The organism is Paenibacillus sp. VT-400 (assembly GCF_001029205.1).
Classification (GTDB): domain Bacteria; phylum Bacillota; class Bacilli; order Paenibacillales; family Paenibacillaceae; genus Paenibacillus; species Paenibacillus amylolyticus.
Map to the genome: position 1 here is coordinate 2,264,251 of NZ_LELF01000067.1, position 22,397 is coordinate 2,286,647.

Here is a 22,397-nt window from a genome sequence, read left to right on the forward strand (position 1 = left end):
GTAATGCACATTCAGATGCAAGACATTCATAAAGCGTTTGGAACGAATCAGGTGCTGAGCGGAGTGGATTTTGAACTAAAAGATGGTGAGGTTCATGCCCTGATGGGGGAGAATGGAGCCGGCAAATCCACGCTGATGAACATTCTGATTGGTCTTCATCAGCGTGATCAGGGAACCATCACCATAGACGGAGAAGAAAACTATTTTGCAAGTCCAAAGGAAGCCGAGAAACTGGGTATCACATTCATACATCAGGAGCTGAACGTATGGCCTGAAATGACGGTGCTGGATAATCTCTTTATCGGTAAGGAACTGACATCATCCATCGGGTTGCTTAATACAAGACAAATGAAAGCGCTCGCCAAAGAACAGTTCGCTAAACTTTCTGTAGACATACCACTGGAACGTCCTGCGGGAGAGTGCTCTGTCGGGCAGCAACAGATGATCGAGATTGCCAAAGCGCTAATGACTGATGCCAAGGTCATCATTATGGACGAGCCAACAGCAGCACTTACGGAGCGCGAGATCCAGAAGTTGTTTGGTGTAATCAGCTCGCTGAAGAAGGAAGGCGTATCCATCGTGTATATTTCTCACCGAATGGAGGAGATATTCACGATCTGTGACCGGATTACCATCATGCGTGACGGAAGAACGGTGGACACGCAAGCTATTCCGCAGACAAGCTTTGATGAAGTGGTGCGGAAAATGGTAGGTCGTGAACTTACCGAGCGTTATCCCGTCCGGAATCCTTCTTATGGTGAAGTTGTCCTCGAAGTAAGGAATGCAAGCAGCAAAGGTCTATTCGAGAATATTAACTTCACCGTGAGAGCGGGGGAAATACTCGGTTTCTCAGGACTCATGGGTTCTGGACGAACAGAGATCATGAGAACCATCTTTGGTCTGGATACGTTGGATAGCGGTGAAATCTTCATCCGCGGCAAAAAAGCAAACATTCGTAAACCGGCAGATGCAGTGAAACATGGAATCGGATTTATTACAGAAGACCGCAAGGATGAAGGGCTGGTATTAGACTTCTCTATTCGCGAGAATATGGCGTTGCCAAATCTGTTCAGTTTTTCAAGCAAAGGTTTCATCTCAACTTCGAAAGAACAAGACTTCGTAGATACACTAATCAAACGTCTTCAGATCAAAACTCAATCCTCCGAGACGGCGGCAAGGAATCTATCCGGGGGTAACCAGCAGAAGGTGGTTATCGCGAAATGGGTTGGTATCGGACCAAGCGTGCTTATCCTGGATGAACCTACCCGCGGAGTGGATGTCGGGGCGAAGCGCGAAATCTATGAATTGATGAATGAACTGACTGACCGCGGCGTTGCAATCATCATGGTATCGTCGGAGCTACCTGAAGTGCTTGGCATGAGTGACCGGATCGCGGTTGTGCATGAGGGACACATCAGTGGCGAGGTTGCAAGGGAAGTAGCAACACAAGAACACATTATGACATTGGCCACAGGGGGACAGTGATATGACAACAATGCAGGAAAACAAAACGGCTAAAAGCGGATTCCGTTTCTCAAACGTGATACAAAAATTGGGACCGTTGCTTGGCTTAATCATTCTTATTCTCATCGTATCGGTGTTGAATCCAAGTTTCTTGGAACCGCTTAATATACTGAATTTATTGCGTCAAGTCTCGATTAATGCGCTGATTGCCTTTGGTATGACGTTTGTTATCCTGACGGGTGGAATTGATCTGTCGGTCGGCTCAATCTTGGCTTTATCCAGTGCTTTTGTAGCAAATATGATGTTGTCTGGCCTCGATCCGATCTTGTCCATCATTATCGGTGTAGCACTCGGTGGTGTCATGGGTATGGTGAACGGACTGATGATTACCAAAGGTAAAATGGCTCCGTTTATCGCTACATTGGCAACCATGACGATATTCAGAGGACTGACGTTGGTGTACACGAATGGTAATCCAATTACAGGACTCGGGGATAACCTGTTGTTCCAACTGTTTGGCCGCGGTTACCTGCTGGGCATTCCGGTACCTGCAATCACGATGCTGATTACCTTCATGATTCTGTGGATTGTTTTGCATAAAACGGCTTTTGGCCGCAAAACGTACGCCATCGGCGGTAATGAGAAAGCCTCCATTATCTCGGGTATCAAAGTTAATCGCGTGAAAATTATGATCTACTCCCTGACAGGTATGCTCGCTGCTCTGGCAGGTGCAATTCTGACATCGCGTTTGAATTCAGCGCAACCAACGGCAGGTACATCCTACGAGCTGGATGCAATCGCAGCAGTTGTATTGGGTGGTACAAGCCTTGCTGGAGGACGCGGACGCATCGTTGGTACACTGATCGGTGTTCTGATTATCGGCGTGTTGAATAATGGATTGAACTTGCTTGAAGTAAACTCATTTTATCAAATGGTTGTAAAAGGTATCGTCATTGCCATTGCCGTCCTGCTGGACCGCAAGAAAACAGCATAAGGAGAGAAGCGAATATGAAAAAGTGGACTGTAACACTCATAAGTATGCTGATGATCATCGTTCTGGCCGGGTGCTCTCTGGAGCCACCGGAATGGGCGAAACCTAACCCAAACAAAAGTAATGGACAGAAGAAAATAGGTTTGTCGATATCTACACTAAACAATCCATTCTTTGTATCACTGAAGGACGGGGTAATGGCTGAAGCCAAAAAACAGGGAATACAGGTCATCGTGGTGGATGCGCAGAACGATTCGGCAAAACAAACCAATGATGTTGATGATCTCATTCAGCAAGGCGTTAGTGCACTGCTAATTAACCCTGCGGACTCTGCAGCGATCTCCACAGCGGTTCAATCCGCTAATAGTGTGGGCATTCCTGTGATCACGCTGGATCGCTCCGCAGATAAAGGCGAAGTGGCGGCACTAGTGGCATCTGATAACGTTAAAGGTGGACGCATGGCAGCTGAATATTTTGTGGAACAACTGGGTGAGGGAGCAAAAGTCATTGAACTTGAGGGTGTACCTGGCGCTTCCGCAACAAGAGAACGGGGTAAAGGTTTCCATGAAGTGGCCGACAAGCAACTTGATGTGGTTTCTAAACAATCTGCTGATTTCGATCGGTCCAAAGGATTAAATGTCATGGAGAACTTGCTACAAGGTAATCCTGACGTACAAGCAGTATTTGCCCATAACGATGAGATGGCACTTGGTGCGATTGAAGCGATTCAAAGCTCAGGTAAAGACATTCCGGTCATCGGATTCGATGGCAATGATGATGCAATCAAATCCATTCAGGATGGTAAATTGACAGCAACAGTCGCTCAGCAGCCTATACTGATTGGCCAACTGGCGCTGCAAGCAGCTCTGGATGTGCTCAGTGGCAAGCAGGTGGAGTCATCGATTCCCGCTGAATTGAAGCTGGTAACCAAGGAAAATGTGAACGAGTAAATCATCATAAAACATGTATCTTCTTGGACATGAACATAGAACTAAACCAAGCCGCTAATTTAGCGGCTTTTTTCATTTTGGAAGAAGCGTGCGGGCATCACATCAATCAGATTATTGACTTTTAAAAGCGTATTAAAGGAACACCAATTGAATTAATGTCCTATTTGTCGTTTTGGACTGTTCCAAAAGATCATTTTTGGATATGTATATCCAATCCATGCGTTGCTATACTAGCATGACGTTCTACACAGTCTTCACAATACATAAGGAGGAGCTAATCTCATTGATTCATTCCTGTTTGGAATAGAAAGAAGGTGGCTGACATGAAACATCTAGTAGAAGAAAATCTTCAAGCTGTAAGACAGCAAATGGCATTGGCCTGCCAGGCTTCAGGTCGCAACATAGAGGACATCAAGTTGTTGCTCGCGACCAAAACGGTACCGCTAGAGAAATTACAAATAGCTATTCAAGCAGGTGAGGTCCTGTTTGGAGAAAACAAAGCTCAAGAACTCCGAGACAAATTCCCACTCATGGAACAAAGCAAGCAGGTGGAATGGCATTTTATCGGACATCTGCAAACAAATAAAGTAAAGGACGTAGTTAAATATGTTACTCTCATCCATTCCGTAGATCGTCTGAAACTGGGTCAAGCGTTACATAACCAGCTTCTCAAAGAGAATAAGACCTTAGACATTCTTGTGCAAATTAATACGTCCTACGAAGAAAGTAAATTTGGTGCCTCTCCAGAAACAGCCGTTGAGCTTGTAGAACAGGTGTCTCAATTCGAGACATTAAACGTGAAAGGTCTAATGACCATTGGAAAACTGAATGCGACAAACGAAGAAACACGACATTGTTTTCGATTGTTAAACCAGATCCGTACACAGATTAAAGAGAAAAATATTCCACGCGTAGAAATGGATATTTTATCGATGGGTATGTCTGGTGACTTCCAAGTCGCCATTGAAGAAGGAGCTACAATGATACGTGTAGGGACAAGTGTATTTGGTCAACGCTATTTACCGGACGAGTATTACTGGAATGAAAACACACGCATCGATGATTAAGTGAGAGGTAGTGTTAAATATGAAGACAGCATCCCCTTCGTTACGTGGCCGTGATTTGATATCGCCGGTGATCGCCGCTTTAATATCCGTAATTGTTAATTACGGGGGTACGTTTATCCTTGTTTTTCAAGCTGCAAAAGTCGCTGGTTTAAGCCCGGAAATGACCGCTTCCTGGATTTGGTCCATCTCGATTGGGGTAGGAGTAACAGGAATTTGGCTCAGTTATCGATATAAGGAACCGATTATTACAGCCTGGTCTACACCGGGTGTGGCGTTTCTCGTTTCAGCATTAGCGCTAACCCCTTATCCAGAAGCTATTGGCGCTTACATGATTTCAGCAGTCGGATTTATTATTTTAGGTTTGTCAGGCATGTTTGAACGTTTCGTTCGACTTATTCCCCCAGGCATCGCCTCCGGATTGTTAGCAGGTATTTTGCTACAGTTTGGTATTTCGGCCTTTGGAGGGGCGAAGGTAGATCCTTTGCTTGTGATTGTACTGTTTGCAGGCTATATCGTGCTAAGAAGGTTTACTTCCCGTTACGCCATTGTTGGCATATTGGCAATCGGTTTGATTTATTTGATATGCATGGGGAAAACAGACTTCAGTACAATCCAATTGGCTGTAGCATCGCCTGTATTTGTTGTTCCAGCGTTTTCGTTAAACGCCTTACTTGGCGTTGCGCTACCGCTGTTCATTATTACCTTGACAGGGCAGTATATGCCCGGAATGCTTGTTCTGCGTAATGATGGATTCAAGACAAGTGCCAATCCTATTTTAGCTGTAACAGGTTTGGGTTCGCTTCTTGCAGCCCCATTCGGATCACATGCTTTTAATGTGGCAGCTATTACAGCAGCGATTTGTACAGGAAAGGATGCACATGAGGATTCAACCAAACGTTATATTGCAGGTATTGCTTGTGGTGTTTTTTATATTTTTGTCGGCATTTTTGGCGTAACATTGGCTGCTCTGTTTTTGATTCTTCCTGCTACCTTTATTGCAACATTAGCGGGATTAGCCTTACTTGGAACGATCGGTGGCAGTCTTGCCAATGCATTAACGGACCCTAAGGGACGTGAAACTGCATTGATTACGTTTTTGGCGACAGCAGCGAATGTGACTTTGCTTGGTGTGGGTGGTGCATTTTGGGGACTGTTTGCAGGAATGATGGCACATCTACTGATGAATAGTAAATTTCCCAAAAAACAACTTGGAACGAATAAATAACCGTAATATGGAGAGGAAGATGTTCATGAAACATTTGGAGAAGCAAGATAAAGTAATAGGAATGGCTGTCCAGCAAGAGCTTGGAAGGCAGCGGGATAAGATAGAACTGATTGCATCAGAGAATTTTGTAAGTCAAGCTGTGATGGAAGCAACAGGTTCGGTATTGACCAATAAATATGCGGAGGGGTATCCGGGCAGAAGATATTATGGCGGGTGTGAGCATGTGGATACAGTCGAAGAGATAGCAAATAGCCGCCTTAAAGCACTTTTTGGCGCTGAACATGCGAATGTGCAGCCTCACTCCGGTTCTCAGGCCAACATGGCAGTATATTTTGCCTCGGTTGAGATTGGGGACACAATACTTGGCATGAATCTATCCCAGGGTGGTCATCTAACCCACGGAAGTACTGTTAATTTTTCAGGTAGGTTTTACAATTTTGTTTCATATGGTGTCGATGCACAGACGGGCCGCATTGACTTTGACGAAGTACGTAAACTTGCTTATAAGTATCGTCCACGCATGATTGTTGCAGGTGGAAGTGCATACCCGCGGACCATTGAGTTTGAATTATTTGCCCAGATTGCCGCCGAAGTGGGAGCTCTTTTCTTTGTAGATATGGCGCATATAGCAGGAATTGTTGCGGCAGGTTTACATCCTAACCCGGTACCACATGCCCATTTTGTTTCAACCACCACACACAAGACCTTACGAGGACCACGAGGGGGAGCCATTTTGTGCCGGGAGTCCTGGGCAAAGGCGATAGACAAAGCTGTATTCCCGGGGACTCAGGGCGGGCCATTCATGCACGTTATCGCGGGGAAAGCGGTGGCATTAGGCGAGGCATTGCAAACCGAGTTCACAACATATATTGAAGGTGTTCTGAATAACGCCAACGTATTGGCAGAAACTTTAATGAATGAAGGACTTACCCTTGTATCGGGAGGAACAGATAATCATATCGTGTTGGTTGACTTACGAACTATGGGCCTTACAGGCAAAGAAGCCGAAGCTTTACTGGATGAAGTAGGGATTACGGCGAATAAAAATGCAATTCCTCACGATACGGAAAGTCCTTTGGTTACAAGCGGTATTCGTTTTGGAACTCCGGCTATGACTTCAAGAGGGCTTGGAGCCAGGGAAATGAAAGAAATTGCTCAGCTGATAGGGCTTGCTTTTAAAAATCCAAAGAACTCGGATGTGAAAAATCAAATATTAGGTAGTGTCCGTGAAATCACTTCGCAATTTCCTCTATATGAAGGGCTTAAATAGCTCAACAGCAGACACAAATAGAGCCTGCAATTGTTCCTAATGGATAACAATTGCAGGCTCGTAATGTGCTTGTTTATATTGAAACTTAAGACAGCCCTAGTAGGCTATACCTACACGAGACTGTACATACTCATCAGACATTAATTGCTGATAAGCAAACTCCGCAGTATCGATTACAGATATAGAAGTTCCACCGTCAGGCAAATAGTCGCGCTCAACCCGGTACTTACCAAGAGATTCTCCATCAAATAAGTAGGTAGGACACACGATGGTCCATTCTAACTCTGAAGCCTTCAGAATGTTGTACATCTCCAGATGCTCTTCAGCTGCTCGCGTGGACTTACGTTTGGACTCAGGGGATTGAAAACGAAGCAAGCCAGGATCCGTTCGACTTTCCAATATTCCTGCGGTACCAATGGTAATGATTCTTTTGATACGCTCCTGAGCCATAGCCTCAACAATATGTCCCATGGATTGCGATAATGTAGTCGTTCCATCGGTACTTAAGGAACTAACAACGAGATCCACACCCTGTATGGCGTGATGAATATCCTCTTTGACTAAAGCGTTTCCTTGATGTAGAACGAAATTGTCATCGTTGATTTGTACCTTTTCCGGGCTTCTAACCAGTGCAGTTACATGATGATTGGAACGTAGGGCATTGGAGACGAAATGACTTCCAACCCGTCCGGTGGCTCCTAACACTAAAATTTTCATTACAAAAAACATCCTTTCGAATCCGATTGCAGAGCATGTTCTCCATCATAATACAATCTTTGCAAGCCGATGTATGCCTTCCTCAATCTGCTCCTCATCCACTTTCGCAAAACCTAATATCCATCCTTTTCGATGACTCTCCAAGCAATATCTACTAAGCGGATACACGCGTACACCTTGATCAAGAGCAGCATTTGTCACCGCTTCTTCGTCAAATGACGTTTCAGATTCTAGAAGCATATGTAATCCCGTTTCCACACCACTTAATGTAAATCGTGAGCCTAACCCAGAAGCAACAATGGCTTTGGTCATGACTTCGTGTCTGCGTCGATATATGTTCCGAACTCTTCTCATATGGCGCATAAAATGACCACGCTCAATAAAATGAGTTAGCGTTAATTGTTCCATAATCGGCAGATGACGATAGGTTAATTCATGAACTTGGGTAAGGCGATCGATGGCTATTTTGGGGCCGATGATAGCGGATAGTCGAATGCCAGGTGCAACCATTTTGGAAAAACTCATCATATAAAGCGTATTCTGAGGTTGCTGACTAAATATAGTTGGAAGTGGATCTCCACGGTACCTAAATTCGCTATCGTAGTCATCCTCAACAATCCAATATCGATGATGAGCTGCCAAGTGCATCAATTGTTGCCTGCGTGGCTCCGACATAATAACACCAACGGCGCATTGATGAGAAGGTGTGACAAATACGAGTTTTGTCTGTGGGTGAATATGATCTACACATAATCCATACTCATCAACCGGAACGGGATCGACTTGCATCCGGCGGTATTTCATCGCCATCCAAGCGGCAGGGAAGCCGGGATCTTCAACCGAAACTCTGTCTCCCTCACTTAAGAGAGCCTGGGCAATTAAATCAATGCTATGTTGTGCACCTGAGGTTAACAAGATTTGATCAACATCGATATGAATGCCTCGTTCAAGTGACAAATAACGTTGAATCTGCTCTCTTAACGCCAATAACCCTCTGGCATCGCCATAAGCCCAAAGATCCAGATTGGGTTCAGTAGAAGCTTGTAAAAAGGATTGCCTCCAGGCTTTTGTGAAACTTTCATCCAGATAAGGCTCGTGGGGATTAAAATCAATTTCTATTTTGCGATTGTCTCTATTGCCAAACCAACTATGCAGATGACCAATCGATTCGTTTAGTGTAGGCAGATCGGGCGGAATAGGCCCTTGCATCGTGATGCCTTCTGATGAGCGAGGTGCATATGTCCAATCACTAACTCTTGTCCCGGCTCGTCGGGAGGTTACCGTATACCCTCGACTGAATAATTCCTCGTACACAATCTGTATGGTTGAGCGTGAAACACCAATTAATTGAGCAAGTTCGCGTGAGGGGAGCAGCAATTCGCCTGGTTGCCATTTCCCGGTTGTGATATTATGAATCGCTTGATCCAAAAGTTGCTGCCAGATCGGGCGTTGGTCATTCCGATTAACTTTTAGCATTGCTTCAACTCCATTACTCATGGTGAATTATGGATTGCATTTATTTATGTGCTTAGCCATCTTACTGGCACTCCATTGATTGATATACCATTATAGCAAAAGTTTAATTTGCAAACAAAACAAAGCTGAACTAAAGCGATTTTTACCGTGTGTCCAACCTATTTTGGTCGGTCCTGCTTGGTTCATACTCGATTCATATTCAAGCCACAGACAGTTCATCTTCTTCGGTTACACTACGGGAGTACGAACACAGAGATTCCTAATCCATAGACTAGACAGGAGAAGATGAGATTGACACGAAAGAAACGAACGTCTATCGCCGCCATAACTTTGGTGTTTGCAATGATGTCCCCAATGTCGGCCATGGCCACACCCGCTACCAGTAACGGTAGTAGCTCTACGTATGATCTAACTAAAAAGGCAGTAAGTGCAAAGGCCAAGGTACTCACTGAATCATACGCTACGACAAGTGTGCAATACGCACTGATGGATGAGGGCGAGATTGTGATCTCCGGTCAGGCGGGCAAAAATGACCTGATAAACAACATCCCGCTTTCTTCAGATACCATGTATGGCATTGGTTCAACCAGCAAAATGATGCTCACAACCGCCGTAATGAAGCTAGTGGACCAGGGCAAGATCGATCTTGATGATCCTGTCGAGAAGTATATTCCGGACTTTAAAATGAAAGACAAGCGTTACCAACAGATTACACCACGCATGTTACTGAATCATTCATCCGGACTTCTCGGAACGTCAAGTAACAGTGCAATACTGTTTGGAGATAATGATACCCATGCACATGATACGTTATTGGAACAATTGGCGACGCAACATCTGAAGGCCGATCCTGGCGCATACTCGGTGTATAGTAATGACGGTTTTACATTAGCTGAAATTTTGGTTGAGCGGGTCAGTGGCATGGACTTCACAACTTTCATGCACCGGTACATAACCGAGCCTCTTGGTATGGAGCATACCAAAACACCGCAGGATATTGTAGAGCTTAGCAAGATGGCAGCAACATATGCCCCTTCGGATGAGGAGCAACTTCCATTAGAGACTACAAATATGATTGCCTCGGGAGGCATCTATTCCACCGCTGAAGATCTGGTTCAGTTCTCGAAAATCTTTACAGGTGAGGTTGAAGGTGTTCTTTCGGAGGAATCCGTAGAGGCCATGGAGCAAGAAGAATACAAGAGAGGCATGTGGCCAGAAGAAGGCGATTCTTCTATTGGTTACGGCCTGGGCTGGGACAGCGTGAACCTGTTTCCTTTTAATGATTACGGCATCCAGGCAGTAAGCAAAGGTGGCAATACAATAACCTATCATTCCTCATTGATTGTACTTCCGGAGTATAATATGGCTGCTGCCGTAACCTCTTCGGGTGGTCATAGTTCAACGGATCAATTGCTGGCAACTGAGCTGTTGCTTAGTGCGCTTGAGGAGAAGAATATCATTCCAGAGCGTAAACCGGAGAAGTCACATGATGCACCGGTGAAAACAACCATGCCGAAGGAACTTACACAGCACACAGGCATGTACGCGGGTGGGGCAAACATGTTAATGAAGATGGACGTAAAAGATGATGGGCAATTAACGCTATCTAATCTGTCGACTCCTAACAGTCCTGATCAGACCTATACGTACACCCCTGATGGCTCATTTGTTAATGATGCGGCTACGGAAAAGCTGAAGTTCGTTCAGGAAGTCAACGGGAACACATATTTGTGGTCTCGCTCGTATCAGTCTGTTCCTGGGCTTGGGCAAGTTGCTTCTTCTGAATATAAGGCAGAAAAGCTTGAAACCAATGAATTATCGGAAGAAGTAAAGGCCGCATGGCAGAAACGGGAAGGCAAAGCCTACGTGTTGGTCAATGAAAAATACACATCAACACTGTACAACGCAGCAATGCCGATGATTCCCATTCATACTGTTAATGAGCTACCTGGTTATGTCTACACGAATAAAATCGTTGGAGCTAACCAAGCTGTGAACCAATTGCAAATTCCTGGATTGGCGGGCCGTGACACGATGGAGTTTAATTTCTATGAGGAAAATGGCGTGGAATATGTTACAGCTGGAGGCAACGTTTATGCTGCTCAAGACATCATCAAACCGATCTATGCGGGAAAACAATCGAAGACAACGATTCAGGCAAATGGTCATGCCACATGGTATTCGATTCCTGCATCAGCTGCAGGTAAAGAAATGACGGTCAAGATGTCTGCAAACAGCGCATTTGCTGTATATAACCAAGCTGGCATAGGCATTAATCATACAGTGGTCAGTGGACAAAACGAAATTGTATTGCCTGAGAACGGAACTATTGTATTCGCGGGTGAAGCTGGTTCGAAGTTCGAGATTGTATTGACAACCAGAGCAAATTAATAGATTATAAAAAACTGTACAATAAAAAGTCGCGGAAATCGCGGCTTTTTTGAGTTTTAAATTTTAAATAATACGTTTTAAAGTAAATGTACCTTTTTTCAGATTCACAATGTAATATTGGGTTTCGCGAAGCTTACCTAAAGGGTAAGTATTAAAAGGACTTTTACTGGTTGGAAAAAAATGATGGAGGAAAATGTTGCAAGTGGAAAGGCAAAGCATTGATTGTTAATATACAGTAAATAATAACAATCAAATGGGCAGAAGATCGACAAAAAGCATAACCGTAATACCGATTCCAAAGAAAATAATGATTATTCGGACAATACCGAGACGGGGAGGACACATGAAAACAACGAAGATCTCATTTTTTATACTTTCACTGATGCTGCTCCTGGTGAGCGGTCTATCAGGATGGGTAGGGAACGCTGCCGCAGCGTCCGATTCCGGTAAAACCTATGTTATCGGAACTGATGTCACATTTGCTCCATTCGAATATGAAGATGAGAATGGTGATTTTGTTGGTATCGACATGGATTTGCTGGATGCCATCGCCAAAGATCAAAATTTCAAGTATCAAATCAAATCCCTGGGATTTAACGCGGCTGTACAGGCACTTGAGGCGAATCAAGTCGATGGTGTGATCGCAGGGATGAGTATTACGGATGAGCGAAAAGCGAAATTTGATTTTTCAGAGCCATATTATGATTCAGGCGTTGTTATGGGGATTAGTTCCAATAATGATACCATTAAAAGTTACGAAGATCTTCGTGGTAAAAAGGTCGCTGTAAAAACGGGAACAGAAGGGTACAGCTTTGCTGAGTCCATCGCCTCAAAATATGGCTTTACCGTTGTCCCATTCGATGAATCATATCAAATGTATGATGATGTAAAGACCGGTAATTCGGTGGCCTGTTTTGAAGATGAACCCGTTCTAAGGTATGGGGTAAAGCAGAATAATGGTTTAAAAATCGTTACCGCCAAAGAAGACGGGGCTTCCTACGGATTTGCGGTAAGTAAGGGTAAAAATCAGGAACTTCTGGAGATGTTCAATGCTGGTCTTGTGAATATCAAAGCAAACGGTGAGTACAAGCGCATTATCGAAGAATATGTTGGAGAGAATTCCCAAGTCGCAAATCTGGGGCGTTGGGAGTTAATACAGAAATCTCTTCCTGCACTTTTTAAAGGTCTGGGAAAAACACTTTTATACACGATTGTGTCCCTGTTCTTCGCGTTTATCATCGGTCTGATTTTCGGATTCATGAAGGTGGGACAGAACAAATTCCTTCGAGTTGTTGCCACCGTATTTGTGGATATCTTCCGCGGTATTCCGCTGATTGTCCTGGCATTCTTTATCTATTTCGGGATTCCACAGGCGATGGGCTTCACGATGCCATTGTTCCTGGCGGCTATTCTGACACTTAGTCTGAATGCAGGGGCGTACGTAACCGAGATTATCCGAGGCGGGATTCAATCGATTGATCGTGGTCAGATGGAAGCTGCCCGTTCATTGGGCATTCCTTATCGCAAAGCGATGATAAAGATCGTTATTCCACAGGCAGTGCGGGTTATGATTCCGTCCTTCATTAACCAGATGGTTATCACGTTGAAGGATACGTCAATCTTATCCGTTATTGGTCTCGTAGAGTTGACACAATCGGGTAAAATTGTTATTGCAAGAACGTTCTCCTCTTTTGACATTTGGTTAACGGTTGCGGTTATGTACCTGATTGTCATCATCACATTGACCAAAATTGCTGATTATCTGGAGGTGAAGATTCGTCGTGGCTAAAATAAAAGTTGAAGGTTTGAAGAAAAGTTTCGGCTCGAATCAGGTCCTCAAGGGAATTGATGTGGCGGTCAACGAAGGAGAAGTTGTCTGTGTCATCGGGCCTTCCGGTTCGGGAAAAAGTACCTTCTTGCGCTGCATTAACCAATTAGATGTGATTACGGCAGGCCGGGTTATTGTGGATGATCAGGATCTGAATGACCCTAAAACCAACCTGAACAAAGCTCGCGAAAATATTGGAATGGTATTTCAACATTTTAACTTGTTCCCTCATTTTAGTGTGCTTAAAAACATCATGTTTGCGCCCAGAGAACTCGGGATATTAAATGCACAGCAGGCTCGTGATACAGCACTCAAATTACTTGAGCGTGTGGGTCTGTCTGATAAAGCAGAGAGCTTCCCAACACAACTGTCAGGTGGACAAAAACAACGTGTAGCTATCGCTCGTGCGCTTGCTATGAATCCGGATGTTATGTTATTTGATGAACCGACGTCGGCGCTTGACCCTGAGATGGTAGGAGAAGTCCTCGGTGTTATGAAGGACCTCGCGAGCGAAGGCATGACGATGATGATTGTTACCCATGAGATGGGTTTTGCTCGTGAAGTAGCTGATCGTGTGATCTTCATGGACGGTGGTTATATTGTCGAGCAGGGCACTCCTGAAGAGATATTTGGAAATCCGAAGAATGAACGGACGATCAGCTTTTTGGAAAAGGTACTCTAGCACTGAATCGAGAATGAATACATTGAAAGTCGCTATTTTAGCGGCTTTTTTTGTTATATTTATGAGGTGATTTAATAGAAAGACCGAACAAACTAAGCCAAGAAAGTGAGGTCTATACTCTATGGAAAACGTGTCACAAGAAGATCAACTGCAATCCATTAAAGCCTTTCAATCAACCATCCGCAAATCGGAAAATGCCTTAGTGAATATGACTCAGAAAAGGAATAATACAACATTGTTAAAGAAACGTCTCCAAGCTTTATACATCGGCCTAGCACTGTTGGAAAAGGTATGGAATCAGAAATCTCATCCCTACACGGAGGAAGATATCGCAGAAGCTCGTCTTGTCTTGATGGGATTGTTCCCATCTCTAGAGAGCATGTATGCCAATTCCAAAGAAGGTAGCCCACAAAAGACTCTTCTAGAAAGAAGGATTAAAGCATTTCATCTGGCCGTTCAAGCCATGGATACATACTGATGAAATGAGAGAGAGGTCTGTCTAATGAACGACAGACCTCTCTTTTTCTTTTGCAAGCTTAGGAAAACCGATAGAGACGCACACCGTGCACAGGTACAGTAGTAACTAAGGAATTCTCTGTTAATTGAGCTGCTTCTTGGCTCCACAATTCGGTACCTTCAGTAATGCCGGACAGTCCGACCTCATCAATGGACAGATCCACAGGTAGAGCATTCTCGCCAATGTTGAACACAGCGACGTACGAGGAACCATCCGTATGCTGGGCAGTCCACACAATAAGATCTTCTTTGCGTAAGGCTTCTCTGGCTCCGTAACTCTCGCGATGCATTCGTAGAACCTCACGATTAGTTAGCAGGGATAGTGTCCAGTCATCGTTATCTCGCAGTTCACCACCAAAGATGAGCGGGGAACGGAAGATGCTCCACAGTGACATCATCGTCAACTGCTCGTCAGGTGTGAACCGAGTCCAGCGATCTGCTCCACCACCGTCTACAGAACGGATACCGATATGACCCAAAGGCAACATATCACAGTCTGGCCAGCAGCCTGCTTTGGGAACGCTCTGCCACGTCCGGCAGCGGTCGAACATATCCAATAACAGTGGCCAGAGGTCCCAGAAGTCGTCCGTGACACGCCACATGTTGGCATGATCAGCCAAGAATTCTGAGTATTCTACTGGAGCAGGGCCAGGAGAGAGACTTAGTACCATGGGCCGACCGGAGCGCTCAATCGCTTTGGATATCATTTCGATCTCAGGTTGATGGGTGTCATAGAGCCTTGAAGCAGCAATATCGTCAACCTTCACCAAGTCAACGCCCCATTGTGCATACAGTTCAAAAAGCGAATCGTAGTAGGCTTGTGCGCCTTCTTTTGAGCTATCAACACCATACATATCCGTATTCCAGGGACAGATGGAGTTCGGATGAGCAATATCGCGCGCAGTGGCGGTTGTTCCCAGGATCGGAGTCCCAGCATGTGCAGCTTGACGTGGGATACCGCGCATGATGTGAATGCCGAATTGCAGCCCCAGACTATGAACGTAGTCGGCTAATGGCTTGAATCCCTGTCCACCTGCAGCGGAGGGAAACCGATTCTCGGCAGGCATAAGCCGCGAATATTCATCCATGATGAGTGGAACGAACGGACGATATTGTGAAGAATTGGCCAAAGGCTCGTACCATTGAATGTCGACCGTAATATAGCTCCAGCCGAAGTCTTTAAGATGTTCTGCCATGTACTCGGCGTTGCCACGAATTTCGTCTTCCGTAACGGCTGCGCCGTAACAATCCCAGCTGTTCCAGCCAAGCGGTGGAGTTGATGCTGCAAGTGTATGATTCATGGGAATGCTCCTTTATGGATTAATTATTGCTCTCGCTCAATTCATCATAATAAAGGATTTTATTAATATCTACAGTAATGTTGAGTGTCGAATAGCAAAATATTGCGGTTAATCGAAGAACAATTTACGGTACACAAGGCTTTCTCCGCCACTACGAAATTCACCTGGCGTAACGCCTGTTATGCTGCGAAAGGCTTTGATAAAATAACTTCCGCTGGAATACCCGACTTGCTCGGCGATGACTTCAATGCTAAGAGAAGTTCCGCGCAGCAGTTCCATTGCTTTCTCGGTACGTACACGGGTTAGATAAGCACCAGGCGTCAAGCCCGTACTGGAGGAAAAGCGACGTATAAAGTGATATTTGGAAAGGGAAACATGCTCCGCTAGGTGATCGATACTGATCATCTTGGAGTAGTTGTTTTCTATGTATTCAACGGCTATTTGAATGTTTTCAGACCAATTCTCCCTGTTGCGCAATGTTGTTTTCTGTAATCGAGTCAATTCTGTCATGAACTGATATACGCTGGATGATGCGATCAGAGGATCAGTGATTCTGCCTGCCGCCGCATCAGTCACGATCATCCGCAACAGTCGGATGGGTGTACAATCAGCGGGAAGATAGGGAACTTCTCCCGCTTCACGAAGAAATTTTCTCCAATGGGGCAGAATAAGAGTGGGCTTGAACAGCAGGAACAGAAACTCCCAAGGCTCTTTTGATGCTGAATGGTAGTAATAGCGATGTGGCCCTGGAATTTCTGCCAAAAAAGCTTGTCCTGCGGTAACATGATGAATGCGATTATTCGACTCAAATACACCTTCACCCGAGACTGTATATTGGAATAACAGGAGAGGCCCGTCCGAACGTTCGAGTCCATCCCAATGATAAGAAGGATCGGTTATTGAATCACATCCAGCCGCATATAGTACACACAATTGGAGCTCCTTGTCTTCCGCGAATCGAAACCCATAGGTTCCTCTAGGGATATTCATGTCAGCTCTCCTTGTTGCCCTGAATTTTTACTGTGCTCCGCGAATGAAAATATCTACTAGCTTTTGGCCCAATGAAAGATTGGAACCATATTTATGCAGGTTATCTTCCCGATTTCCCATTAACATCAATGTCGAGAAGGTCTCTGCCAGGAAAAATGGATCGTCCGTTCGTAGTCTGTTTTCATCCATTGCCCGTTGGAAATGGGAGGCTAACACTTCATGAATCTGATGCTCCGCGTTGCGTATATCCTGAATTTGAGCTGGTTCAAGAAAAGGCTCAGCTTCTCTGAGCATGGTTTCAATCTCCGCATGTGGATTTCCCAGTCTGGCCTCTGCCAGACGCACAAGCCCCGACTCCAGATTCTCGGCTTGATCAAGGATATGCGAGGTTAACCGGCTCACATTCTGTAACATCGTTGTAAAGGCAACCTTAAAAAGCTCGGGTTTGCTGGTGAAATGATAATAAATGGTTGGTTTTGACACGCTACATGTTTTGCCAATTTGCTGAAGCGTGACTGTTTCGTAGCCATACTCCATGAATAACTGTGAAGCGGTTTGAATAATGGTTTGCTGAATTGAGATATCGTCGTTGCCATGTTTGGGTCTTCCAGGCAATCGTTTAGGTGATTTTTCTGTCATTGGACTTCCCTCCATGAATATTTTATGACAAATAACGATAGTAAGCAAAATCATCTTGTAATTATACTTACCGGTAAGTATAATTATGAAGAGTTAAAAAAGGCATATCATTATCCTCATACTAAGGTGGTTTTAAGGTTGAAAACAGCACAACGTACTAACAAATGGAAGAAAATAATTATGTGGACCATCTTGTCCATTGTTATCATCGTGGCCGGCGTTTACGTATATCTCAATTCGGTTACGTATAGTCCGACTGAGCGAGCTGAAACGGCGATGACAAGTGATGCTCAGGTTATTGTCGCCAAGATTAAGGACGGTTACCGATTTGAACCGGTGGGTACAGAGATAACCAAACCGAATATTATTTTTTATCCAGGTGGTCTGGTTGAACCTGAAAGTTATTCTCCACTTGCCAGAGAAATGGCAGAACAGGGTCACCGCGTATATATCGCGAACATGCCAATAAACTTGGCGATTTTCGGTCAAAACAAGGCTGATTCCTTTATCGAGGAACATCCTGACGAAGCGTTTGTTATTGGTGGCCATTCTTTGGGAGGGTCATTTGCCTCACGGTATGCTGCGGAGCACAATGAGAAGTTGGAAGGTGTCTTTTTCTTGGCTTCTTATGCAGATGAAGGGGGGAGCGTAAAGAATACGGACTTGTCTATCTTACAGATTACAGGCTCGGATGACGGAGTGCTTAACAGGGAAGACTGGGAGAACTCCAAAGCAAATCTTCCGGAAGACACGACATATGTGAGTATTGAGGGTGGAAATCACGGTCAATTTGGCTCATACGGCATGCAAAAAGGAGATAATCAACCTGCAATTACAGAAGAAAAGCAGTTGGAAGAGGTTGTTGTAGCACTGGAGAACTGGATGGATACATTACATTAAATTAAACTATTAAATGAAATGAATGTGTTGAATGGTAATGATCGTCGTACGATTAAAGTCGCTATTTTAGCGGCTTTTTTTGTTGTAGAATAAAAATAATGCTTCAATGGAGCAAGGCAACAGCTATAATTGATTGAATTTCAACTCCATAATAGGCTTACAGAATTGCTTTAATTACCACAAATCGTTAACATTAGAAGCATTGTCATCGAAATAGCACCAAAACGGAAGACAGCAAGAGCAAGAACATCAAAAGGAGAAAAGATTATGTTTTTCAGAAAATTTGCTTACACGTTAGTGATCATCCTCGCTGCATTATTGTTCTCAGGTTGTACGTCAGAGTCTTTGCGTGATCTTGGATCACCTCAAGTTTCGGAGGATATGGGATTTGATGAGGTTGCCGACTATATCTCGGAGCACAATGAACTCCCGCCAAATTATATTACCAAGAAAGAGGCAAGAGATCTGGGATGGGAACCAAGCGAAGGTAACCTGCGAGAAGTTGCTCCAGGCAAAAGCATCGGCGGCGACGTGTTCAGGAACCGGGAAGGATTACTCCCCAACAAAAAAGGCCGGATCTGGTACGAAGCCGATATAAATTACTCAGGAGGACGGCGCGGAAGCGACCGAATTCTATACTCGAATGACGGTCTAATCTACCAGACGACAGATCATTATAAGTCATTTGAACAGTTAAAATAAACGGAGGAAATGATATGAGCATCATTCAGATTAACGGAAACGACTTTCACAGCAAGGAAGAGCTTCATCAAATTTTGCAGAACCAGCTTGAGTTAGACGAGAGCTATGGAGGCAATTTGGACGCACTATGGGATGTCTTAACTGGGGCTGTAAGCATGCCGCTTACTGTTCAATGGATTGGTTTTGAGAAAAGCAAAGAGATTCTTGGAGATTACGCTGACCAACTAATGGAATTGTTGCGGGAAGTTGAAGGGGAGATCCAAGGATTTACGTTGGAATTATATTATTGAAAATTAGCCTTGGCTTTATGAGGCGATGGGCAACCATCGCTTTTTTGGTCTTTACATTTTTACTGAGACTCATGTCTAGATCATGCTATTTTCATGGCTTAATAATCAAGGTTGGGGTGATTAGACTTCCTTATACTTTAAACATGGAATAGGGTAGGCAGGGTTGTAGTCGTTTACTAACGGTTGAATATGTAAGCGTATACTATCTCAAAGTGAACCATCGTAATGTCTGGATTGGTTATTACGACTAACATCATTTAGGGGGCAGAAAAATAATGAGAGCCGTATCAAAAGTGCTAGGAGCATGTCTCGTAACAAGTGTTGTGTTAATTTCCGCCGGTTGCGGAAATGCTGGAGAGAATTCCGAATCAAATACGAGTGACCCCAACAGCCCGATCACATTTACCTTCTTCGGCGCAGATGCAAGTCCCAACTGGAACAAAATGCAGGATGCGGTAGGGAAGAAAATTACGGAAGAAACCGGTGTAAGCATTGATGCTGAATTCGATATTTCGAGCGGAGGCGGAAACGACCGTATTTCCTTGATGGCTGCAAGCGGTGATTATCCGGATTTGATTTTCCCCAAAGGTAACTTGACCAGACTCGTTGATGCCGGGGCAATGATTGATCTGACGGATCTAATCGAAGAACACGCCCCCAACTTGAAAAAGATCTACGGTGAGCACTTCAATCGGTTGAAATACAGTAATGACGATCCTTCAATCTATTGGATTCCAACGAATGGTGCAATCGATCAGGTCAGCTTTGATGCGACGAATGGTACCGCCATTCAACATCGTGTAGTCAAGGAACTTGGGTATCCTGAGATCAAAACCTTAAACGATTTCGAAAAAGTGCTACGTGAATATTACGAGAAACATCCGACCACAGATGATGGCCAACCCACAATTCCGCTGACGCTTAGTGCAGATGGATGGCGGCGAATGATCACGGTTACTGATCCCGCTGTCATGTCTACTGGAGGACCTGGAGATGGTGAATATTTCATCAATCCGGACACCTACGAAGCCGTTCTGCATTACAAACGTCCCGAGGAGAAGGAATATTTCCGGTGGTTGAACAAGATGTACAATGAAGGCTTGCTGGATAAGGACAGTTTTGTTCAGAAGGATGACCAGTATAAGTCCAAAATCGCCAGTGGTCGCGTGTTATCCTTGCTTGATCCAAGCTGGGGATTCAGTGATGCGGAAAATGCTTTGAAAAGTGCAGGGAAAGACGACATGACCTACGGATTCTATCCGGTCACGCTAGATGACAACTTTCAGCGTAAAGATTTCCAGAATATTGGCTTTGACGGTTATGGCATTGGCATAACTGTCGATTGTGAAGATCCTGTCCGGGCTATTAAATTTTTGGACTGGATGTCTTCTGAAGAAGGGCAAGTATTGAGAAACTGGGGCGTTGAAGGCGAGCAATATAACGTGGAAGACGGTGTTCGCACCATCCCAGCCGATGTACAGGAACGTAAAAACAAAGACAATAACACATTCACCAAAGAAACCGGAGTAGGCTTGTATTACATTTTTGGTGCTCACTACGGGGATGGCGTCAAAGATTCAACGGATAACTACTATACAACGAATTATCCTGAACAGATTCAGCAAAGTTATTCCGATGAGGAAAAAGAAGCTTTGAAAGGCTATGGCATCACCACATGGAAGGACTTGTTCCCTTCCGAAAAGGAGTTTCCGGTGAAAGAGTGGGGTGCTGCTTACAATATGCCGATTCCTTCGGATAGCGGGGATTATAACGTTGTGTATCAGAAAACGCAGGATATTATTCAGAAACGGATCGCCGAAGCGATTACATCCTCTCCGAGTGCCTTTGAAGACATATACGACAATATGATTACCGAACTTGATAATGCAGGTGCAGTAGCCATGGAACAGCAGTATACGGAGTGGATTAAAGATCGCGTTCGATTGTGGACGGGTAAAGAGATCAATTAACTTGCGGATATAATCAAAGTAATGCACTGTTTGCAGATCCGAAGTATATCAAGAACTTAAAAAACATCGAGCCATGCAGGATGGCTTGATGTTTTTTAGTTTACATTGAATGAGCTTGTCATTATTTTGGCAAAGCTTCCATTGCATCACGTCTTTGTTTGATATATCTACCGGGGGAGATGCCAACCATTTTGGTAAAACTGCGAATAAAATTGGCATAGTCACTAAAGCCCGATTGAAAGCATGCATCCGTAATACTCATTCCTTCTGACAGGTGGAATTTGGCCCGTTCAATACGACGACCCAAAATGTAGGAACGGATGGTCAATCCAGTATGCTTTTTGAACTGGCGGCTGATATAAGTACTGTTCATGTAGAACACTTCGGCAAGTTTGCGAAGGGTAATGTCTTGATTCAGATGTGTTTCAATATAATCCATGGTTTCACGAACCAGTTCAGGCATAATGTCATTAGGAACAAAGGAATTGTTATGAAACCAGACGTTAATCATGACCAACAATTGGGCTACGGCTGCATTTATTTTGATATCGGTGCCGTAAGCATCGGAAGCAAGCAATCCTTCCAGTTCGTTTGTACATTGCAGCATCTGTTTCAAGTTATCGTCGTCTAAATGTACGATGTTGCCTGTTCCTTTGGGGCGATGGTCAAAACATGACGATAGATTGGTTGATGGTGTGGAAAGCTGAAATAGATATGTTTTTTTGAGATTGATTGTAATTCGCTCATAATCAGATTCATCCAGAATAAAGGCTCGGTGCATCTCCTCGGGTGACATCACAAGCAGATCGCCAGGCTGTACATGATAACATCGATTTTCTACATAAAAGTGAACGTTGCCACGAAGAAACAGGTAGATCTCGTATGCATTATGGCGATGATAGATCGTTTCCAGCTTATACGTCGTTACGCTGTGCAGATATAAGAGCTCAGGCTGGATGGGATCATAAAAACACTCAGAGGATCCACTCATGAAGTACCTCCCGTCATTTCACGCAATAAATAGAGCG

General features: G+C 44.4%; 20 protein-coding genes. 14 read left to right on the top strand and 6 right to left on the bottom strand.

The genetic code is table 11. The features are described from left to right. Nucleotides 1-3 precede the first annotated feature (3 nt). The 6 genes from EL84_RS20755 to glyA all read left to right on the top strand — a co-directional run bounded on the left by EL84_RS20755 (nt 4) and on the right by glyA (nt 6,967). Nucleotides 4-1,485 (top strand): sugar ABC transporter ATP-binding protein, encoded by a 1,482-nt coding sequence (locus EL84_RS20755; RefSeq protein ID WP_047842937.1) that lies wholly within the window; start codon nt 4-6, stop codon nt 1,483-1,485. A 10-nt stretch (nt 1,486-1,495) separates the two neighbouring features. Then, the gene (locus tag EL84_RS20760; RefSeq protein ID WP_370511443.1) at nt 1,496-2,458 is read left to right on the top strand and encodes an ABC transporter permease subunit; all 963 of its coding nucleotides are present in this window, start codon (nt 1,496-1,498) and stop codon (nt 2,456-2,458) included. Nucleotides 2,459-2,472: 14 nt separating this feature from the next. After that, nucleotides 2,473-3,405, top strand: coding sequence for a ribose ABC transporter substrate-binding protein RbsB (rbsB, locus tag EL84_RS20765; RefSeq protein ID WP_036615972.1), 933 nt, complete (start codon nt 2,473-2,475; stop codon nt 3,403-3,405). 323 nt (nt 3,406-3,728) lie between these two features. Beyond that, entirely contained in the window at nt 3,729-4,472 is a 744-nt protein-coding gene (locus EL84_RS20770; protein WP_047842938.1) for a YggS family pyridoxal phosphate-dependent enzyme, read from the top strand. A 19-nt stretch (nt 4,473-4,491) separates the two neighbouring features. Further along, complete coding sequence (locus tag EL84_RS20775) at nt 4,492-5,697, top strand: benzoate/H(+) symporter BenE family transporter (RefSeq protein ID WP_047842939.1); 1,206 nt, start codon at nt 4,492-4,494, stop codon at nt 5,695-5,697. Nucleotides 5,698-5,722: 25 nt separating this feature from the next. Then, nucleotides 5,723-6,967, top strand: coding sequence for a serine hydroxymethyltransferase (gene glyA / locus EL84_RS20780; protein ID WP_047842940.1), 1,245 nt, complete (start codon nt 5,723-5,725; stop codon nt 6,965-6,967). 96 nt (nt 6,968-7,063) lie between these two features. On the opposite strand, the gene EL84_RS20785 is transcribed toward glyA, so the two are convergent. Further along, a complete protein-coding gene (locus EL84_RS20785; protein ID WP_047842941.1) occupies nt 7,064-7,684 on the bottom strand; it encodes an NAD(P)-dependent oxidoreductase in 621 nt (206 codons plus the stop codon). 45 nt (nt 7,685-7,729) lie between these two features. Continuing rightward, on the bottom strand, nt 7,730-9,160 hold the full coding sequence (locus tag EL84_RS20790; protein ID WP_047842942.1) for a PLP-dependent aminotransferase family protein: 1,431 nt from the start codon (nt 9,158-9,160) through the stop codon (nt 7,730-7,732). Nucleotides 9,161-9,445: 285 nt separating this feature from the next. Between EL84_RS20790 and EL84_RS20795 the strand changes: the two genes are divergently transcribed. The 4 genes from EL84_RS20795 to EL84_RS20810 all read left to right on the top strand — a co-directional run bounded on the left by EL84_RS20795 (nt 9,446) and on the right by EL84_RS20810 (nt 14,539). Further along, on the top strand, nt 9,446-11,551 hold the full coding sequence (locus tag EL84_RS20795; RefSeq protein WP_047842943.1) for a serine hydrolase domain-containing protein: 2,106 nt from the start codon (nt 9,446-9,448) through the stop codon (nt 11,549-11,551). A 343-nt stretch (nt 11,552-11,894) separates the two neighbouring features. After that, nucleotides 11,895-13,340, top strand: a complete 1,446-nt coding sequence (locus EL84_RS20800; protein WP_047842944.1) for an amino acid ABC transporter substrate-binding protein/permease — start codon at nt 11,895-11,897, stop codon at nt 13,338-13,340. Next, nucleotides 13,333-14,061 (top strand): amino acid ABC transporter ATP-binding protein, encoded by a 729-nt coding sequence (locus EL84_RS20805; protein WP_036615952.1) that lies wholly within the window; start codon nt 13,333-13,335, stop codon nt 14,059-14,061. Before EL84_RS20800 ends, EL84_RS20805 begins: the two co-directional genes overlap by 8 nt. A 121-nt stretch (nt 14,062-14,182) precedes the next feature. Then, entirely contained in the window at nt 14,183-14,539 is a 357-nt protein-coding gene (locus EL84_RS20810; protein ID WP_047842945.1) for a hypothetical protein, read from the top strand. Between the two features lie 58 nt (nt 14,540-14,597). Here EL84_RS20810 and EL84_RS20815 read toward each other — a convergent pair whose 3' ends face one another. The 3 genes from EL84_RS20815 to EL84_RS20825 all read right to left on the bottom strand — a co-directional run bounded on the left by EL84_RS20815 (nt 14,598) and on the right by EL84_RS20825 (nt 17,507). Then, nucleotides 14,598-15,878 carry a glycoside hydrolase family 27 protein gene (locus EL84_RS20815; protein WP_047842946.1) on the bottom strand — a complete coding sequence of 427 codons (1,281 nt, stop codon included), beginning with the start codon at nt 15,876-15,878 and terminating at the stop codon, nt 14,598-14,600. A 108-nt stretch (nt 15,879-15,986) separates the two neighbouring features. After that, nucleotides 15,987-16,868: an AraC family transcriptional regulator gene (locus tag EL84_RS20820; protein WP_047842947.1), complete on the bottom strand. Its 882-nt coding sequence runs from the start codon at nt 16,866-16,868 to the stop codon at nt 15,987-15,989. Nucleotides 16,869-16,895: 27 nt separating this feature from the next. After that, complete coding sequence (locus EL84_RS20825; RefSeq protein WP_036615941.1) at nt 16,896-17,507, bottom strand: TetR/AcrR family transcriptional regulator; 612 nt, start codon at nt 17,505-17,507, stop codon at nt 16,896-16,898. 138 nt (nt 17,508-17,645) lie between these two features. Between EL84_RS20825 and EL84_RS20830 the strand changes: the two genes are divergently transcribed. From EL84_RS20830 to EL84_RS20845, 4 genes are all read left to right on the top strand, one after another. Beyond that, nucleotides 17,646-18,407: an alpha/beta hydrolase gene (locus tag EL84_RS20830; protein ID WP_082219081.1), complete on the top strand. Its 762-nt coding sequence runs from the start codon at nt 17,646-17,648 to the stop codon at nt 18,405-18,407. Between the two features lie 267 nt (nt 18,408-18,674). Further along, entirely contained in the window at nt 18,675-19,109 is a 435-nt protein-coding gene (locus tag EL84_RS20835; RefSeq protein WP_036615937.1) for a ribonuclease domain-containing protein, read from the top strand. A 14-nt stretch (nt 19,110-19,123) separates the two neighbouring features. Continuing rightward, complete coding sequence (locus EL84_RS20840; RefSeq protein ID WP_047842948.1) at nt 19,124-19,399, top strand: barstar family protein; 276 nt, start codon at nt 19,124-19,126, stop codon at nt 19,397-19,399. Nucleotides 19,400-19,674: 275 nt separating this feature from the next. Further along, nucleotides 19,675-21,369 carry an ABC transporter substrate-binding protein gene (locus EL84_RS20845; protein ID WP_047842949.1) on the top strand — a complete coding sequence of 565 codons (1,695 nt, stop codon included), beginning with the start codon at nt 19,675-19,677 and terminating at the stop codon, nt 21,367-21,369. A 121-nt stretch (nt 21,370-21,490) separates the two neighbouring features. Here the strand turns inward: EL84_RS20845 and EL84_RS20850 are convergent, their stop codons facing one another. Continuing rightward, nucleotides 21,491-22,360, bottom strand: a complete 870-nt coding sequence (locus EL84_RS20850; protein WP_047842950.1) for an AraC family transcriptional regulator — start codon at nt 22,358-22,360, stop codon at nt 21,491-21,493. Nucleotides 22,361-22,397: the final 37 nt, after the last annotated feature.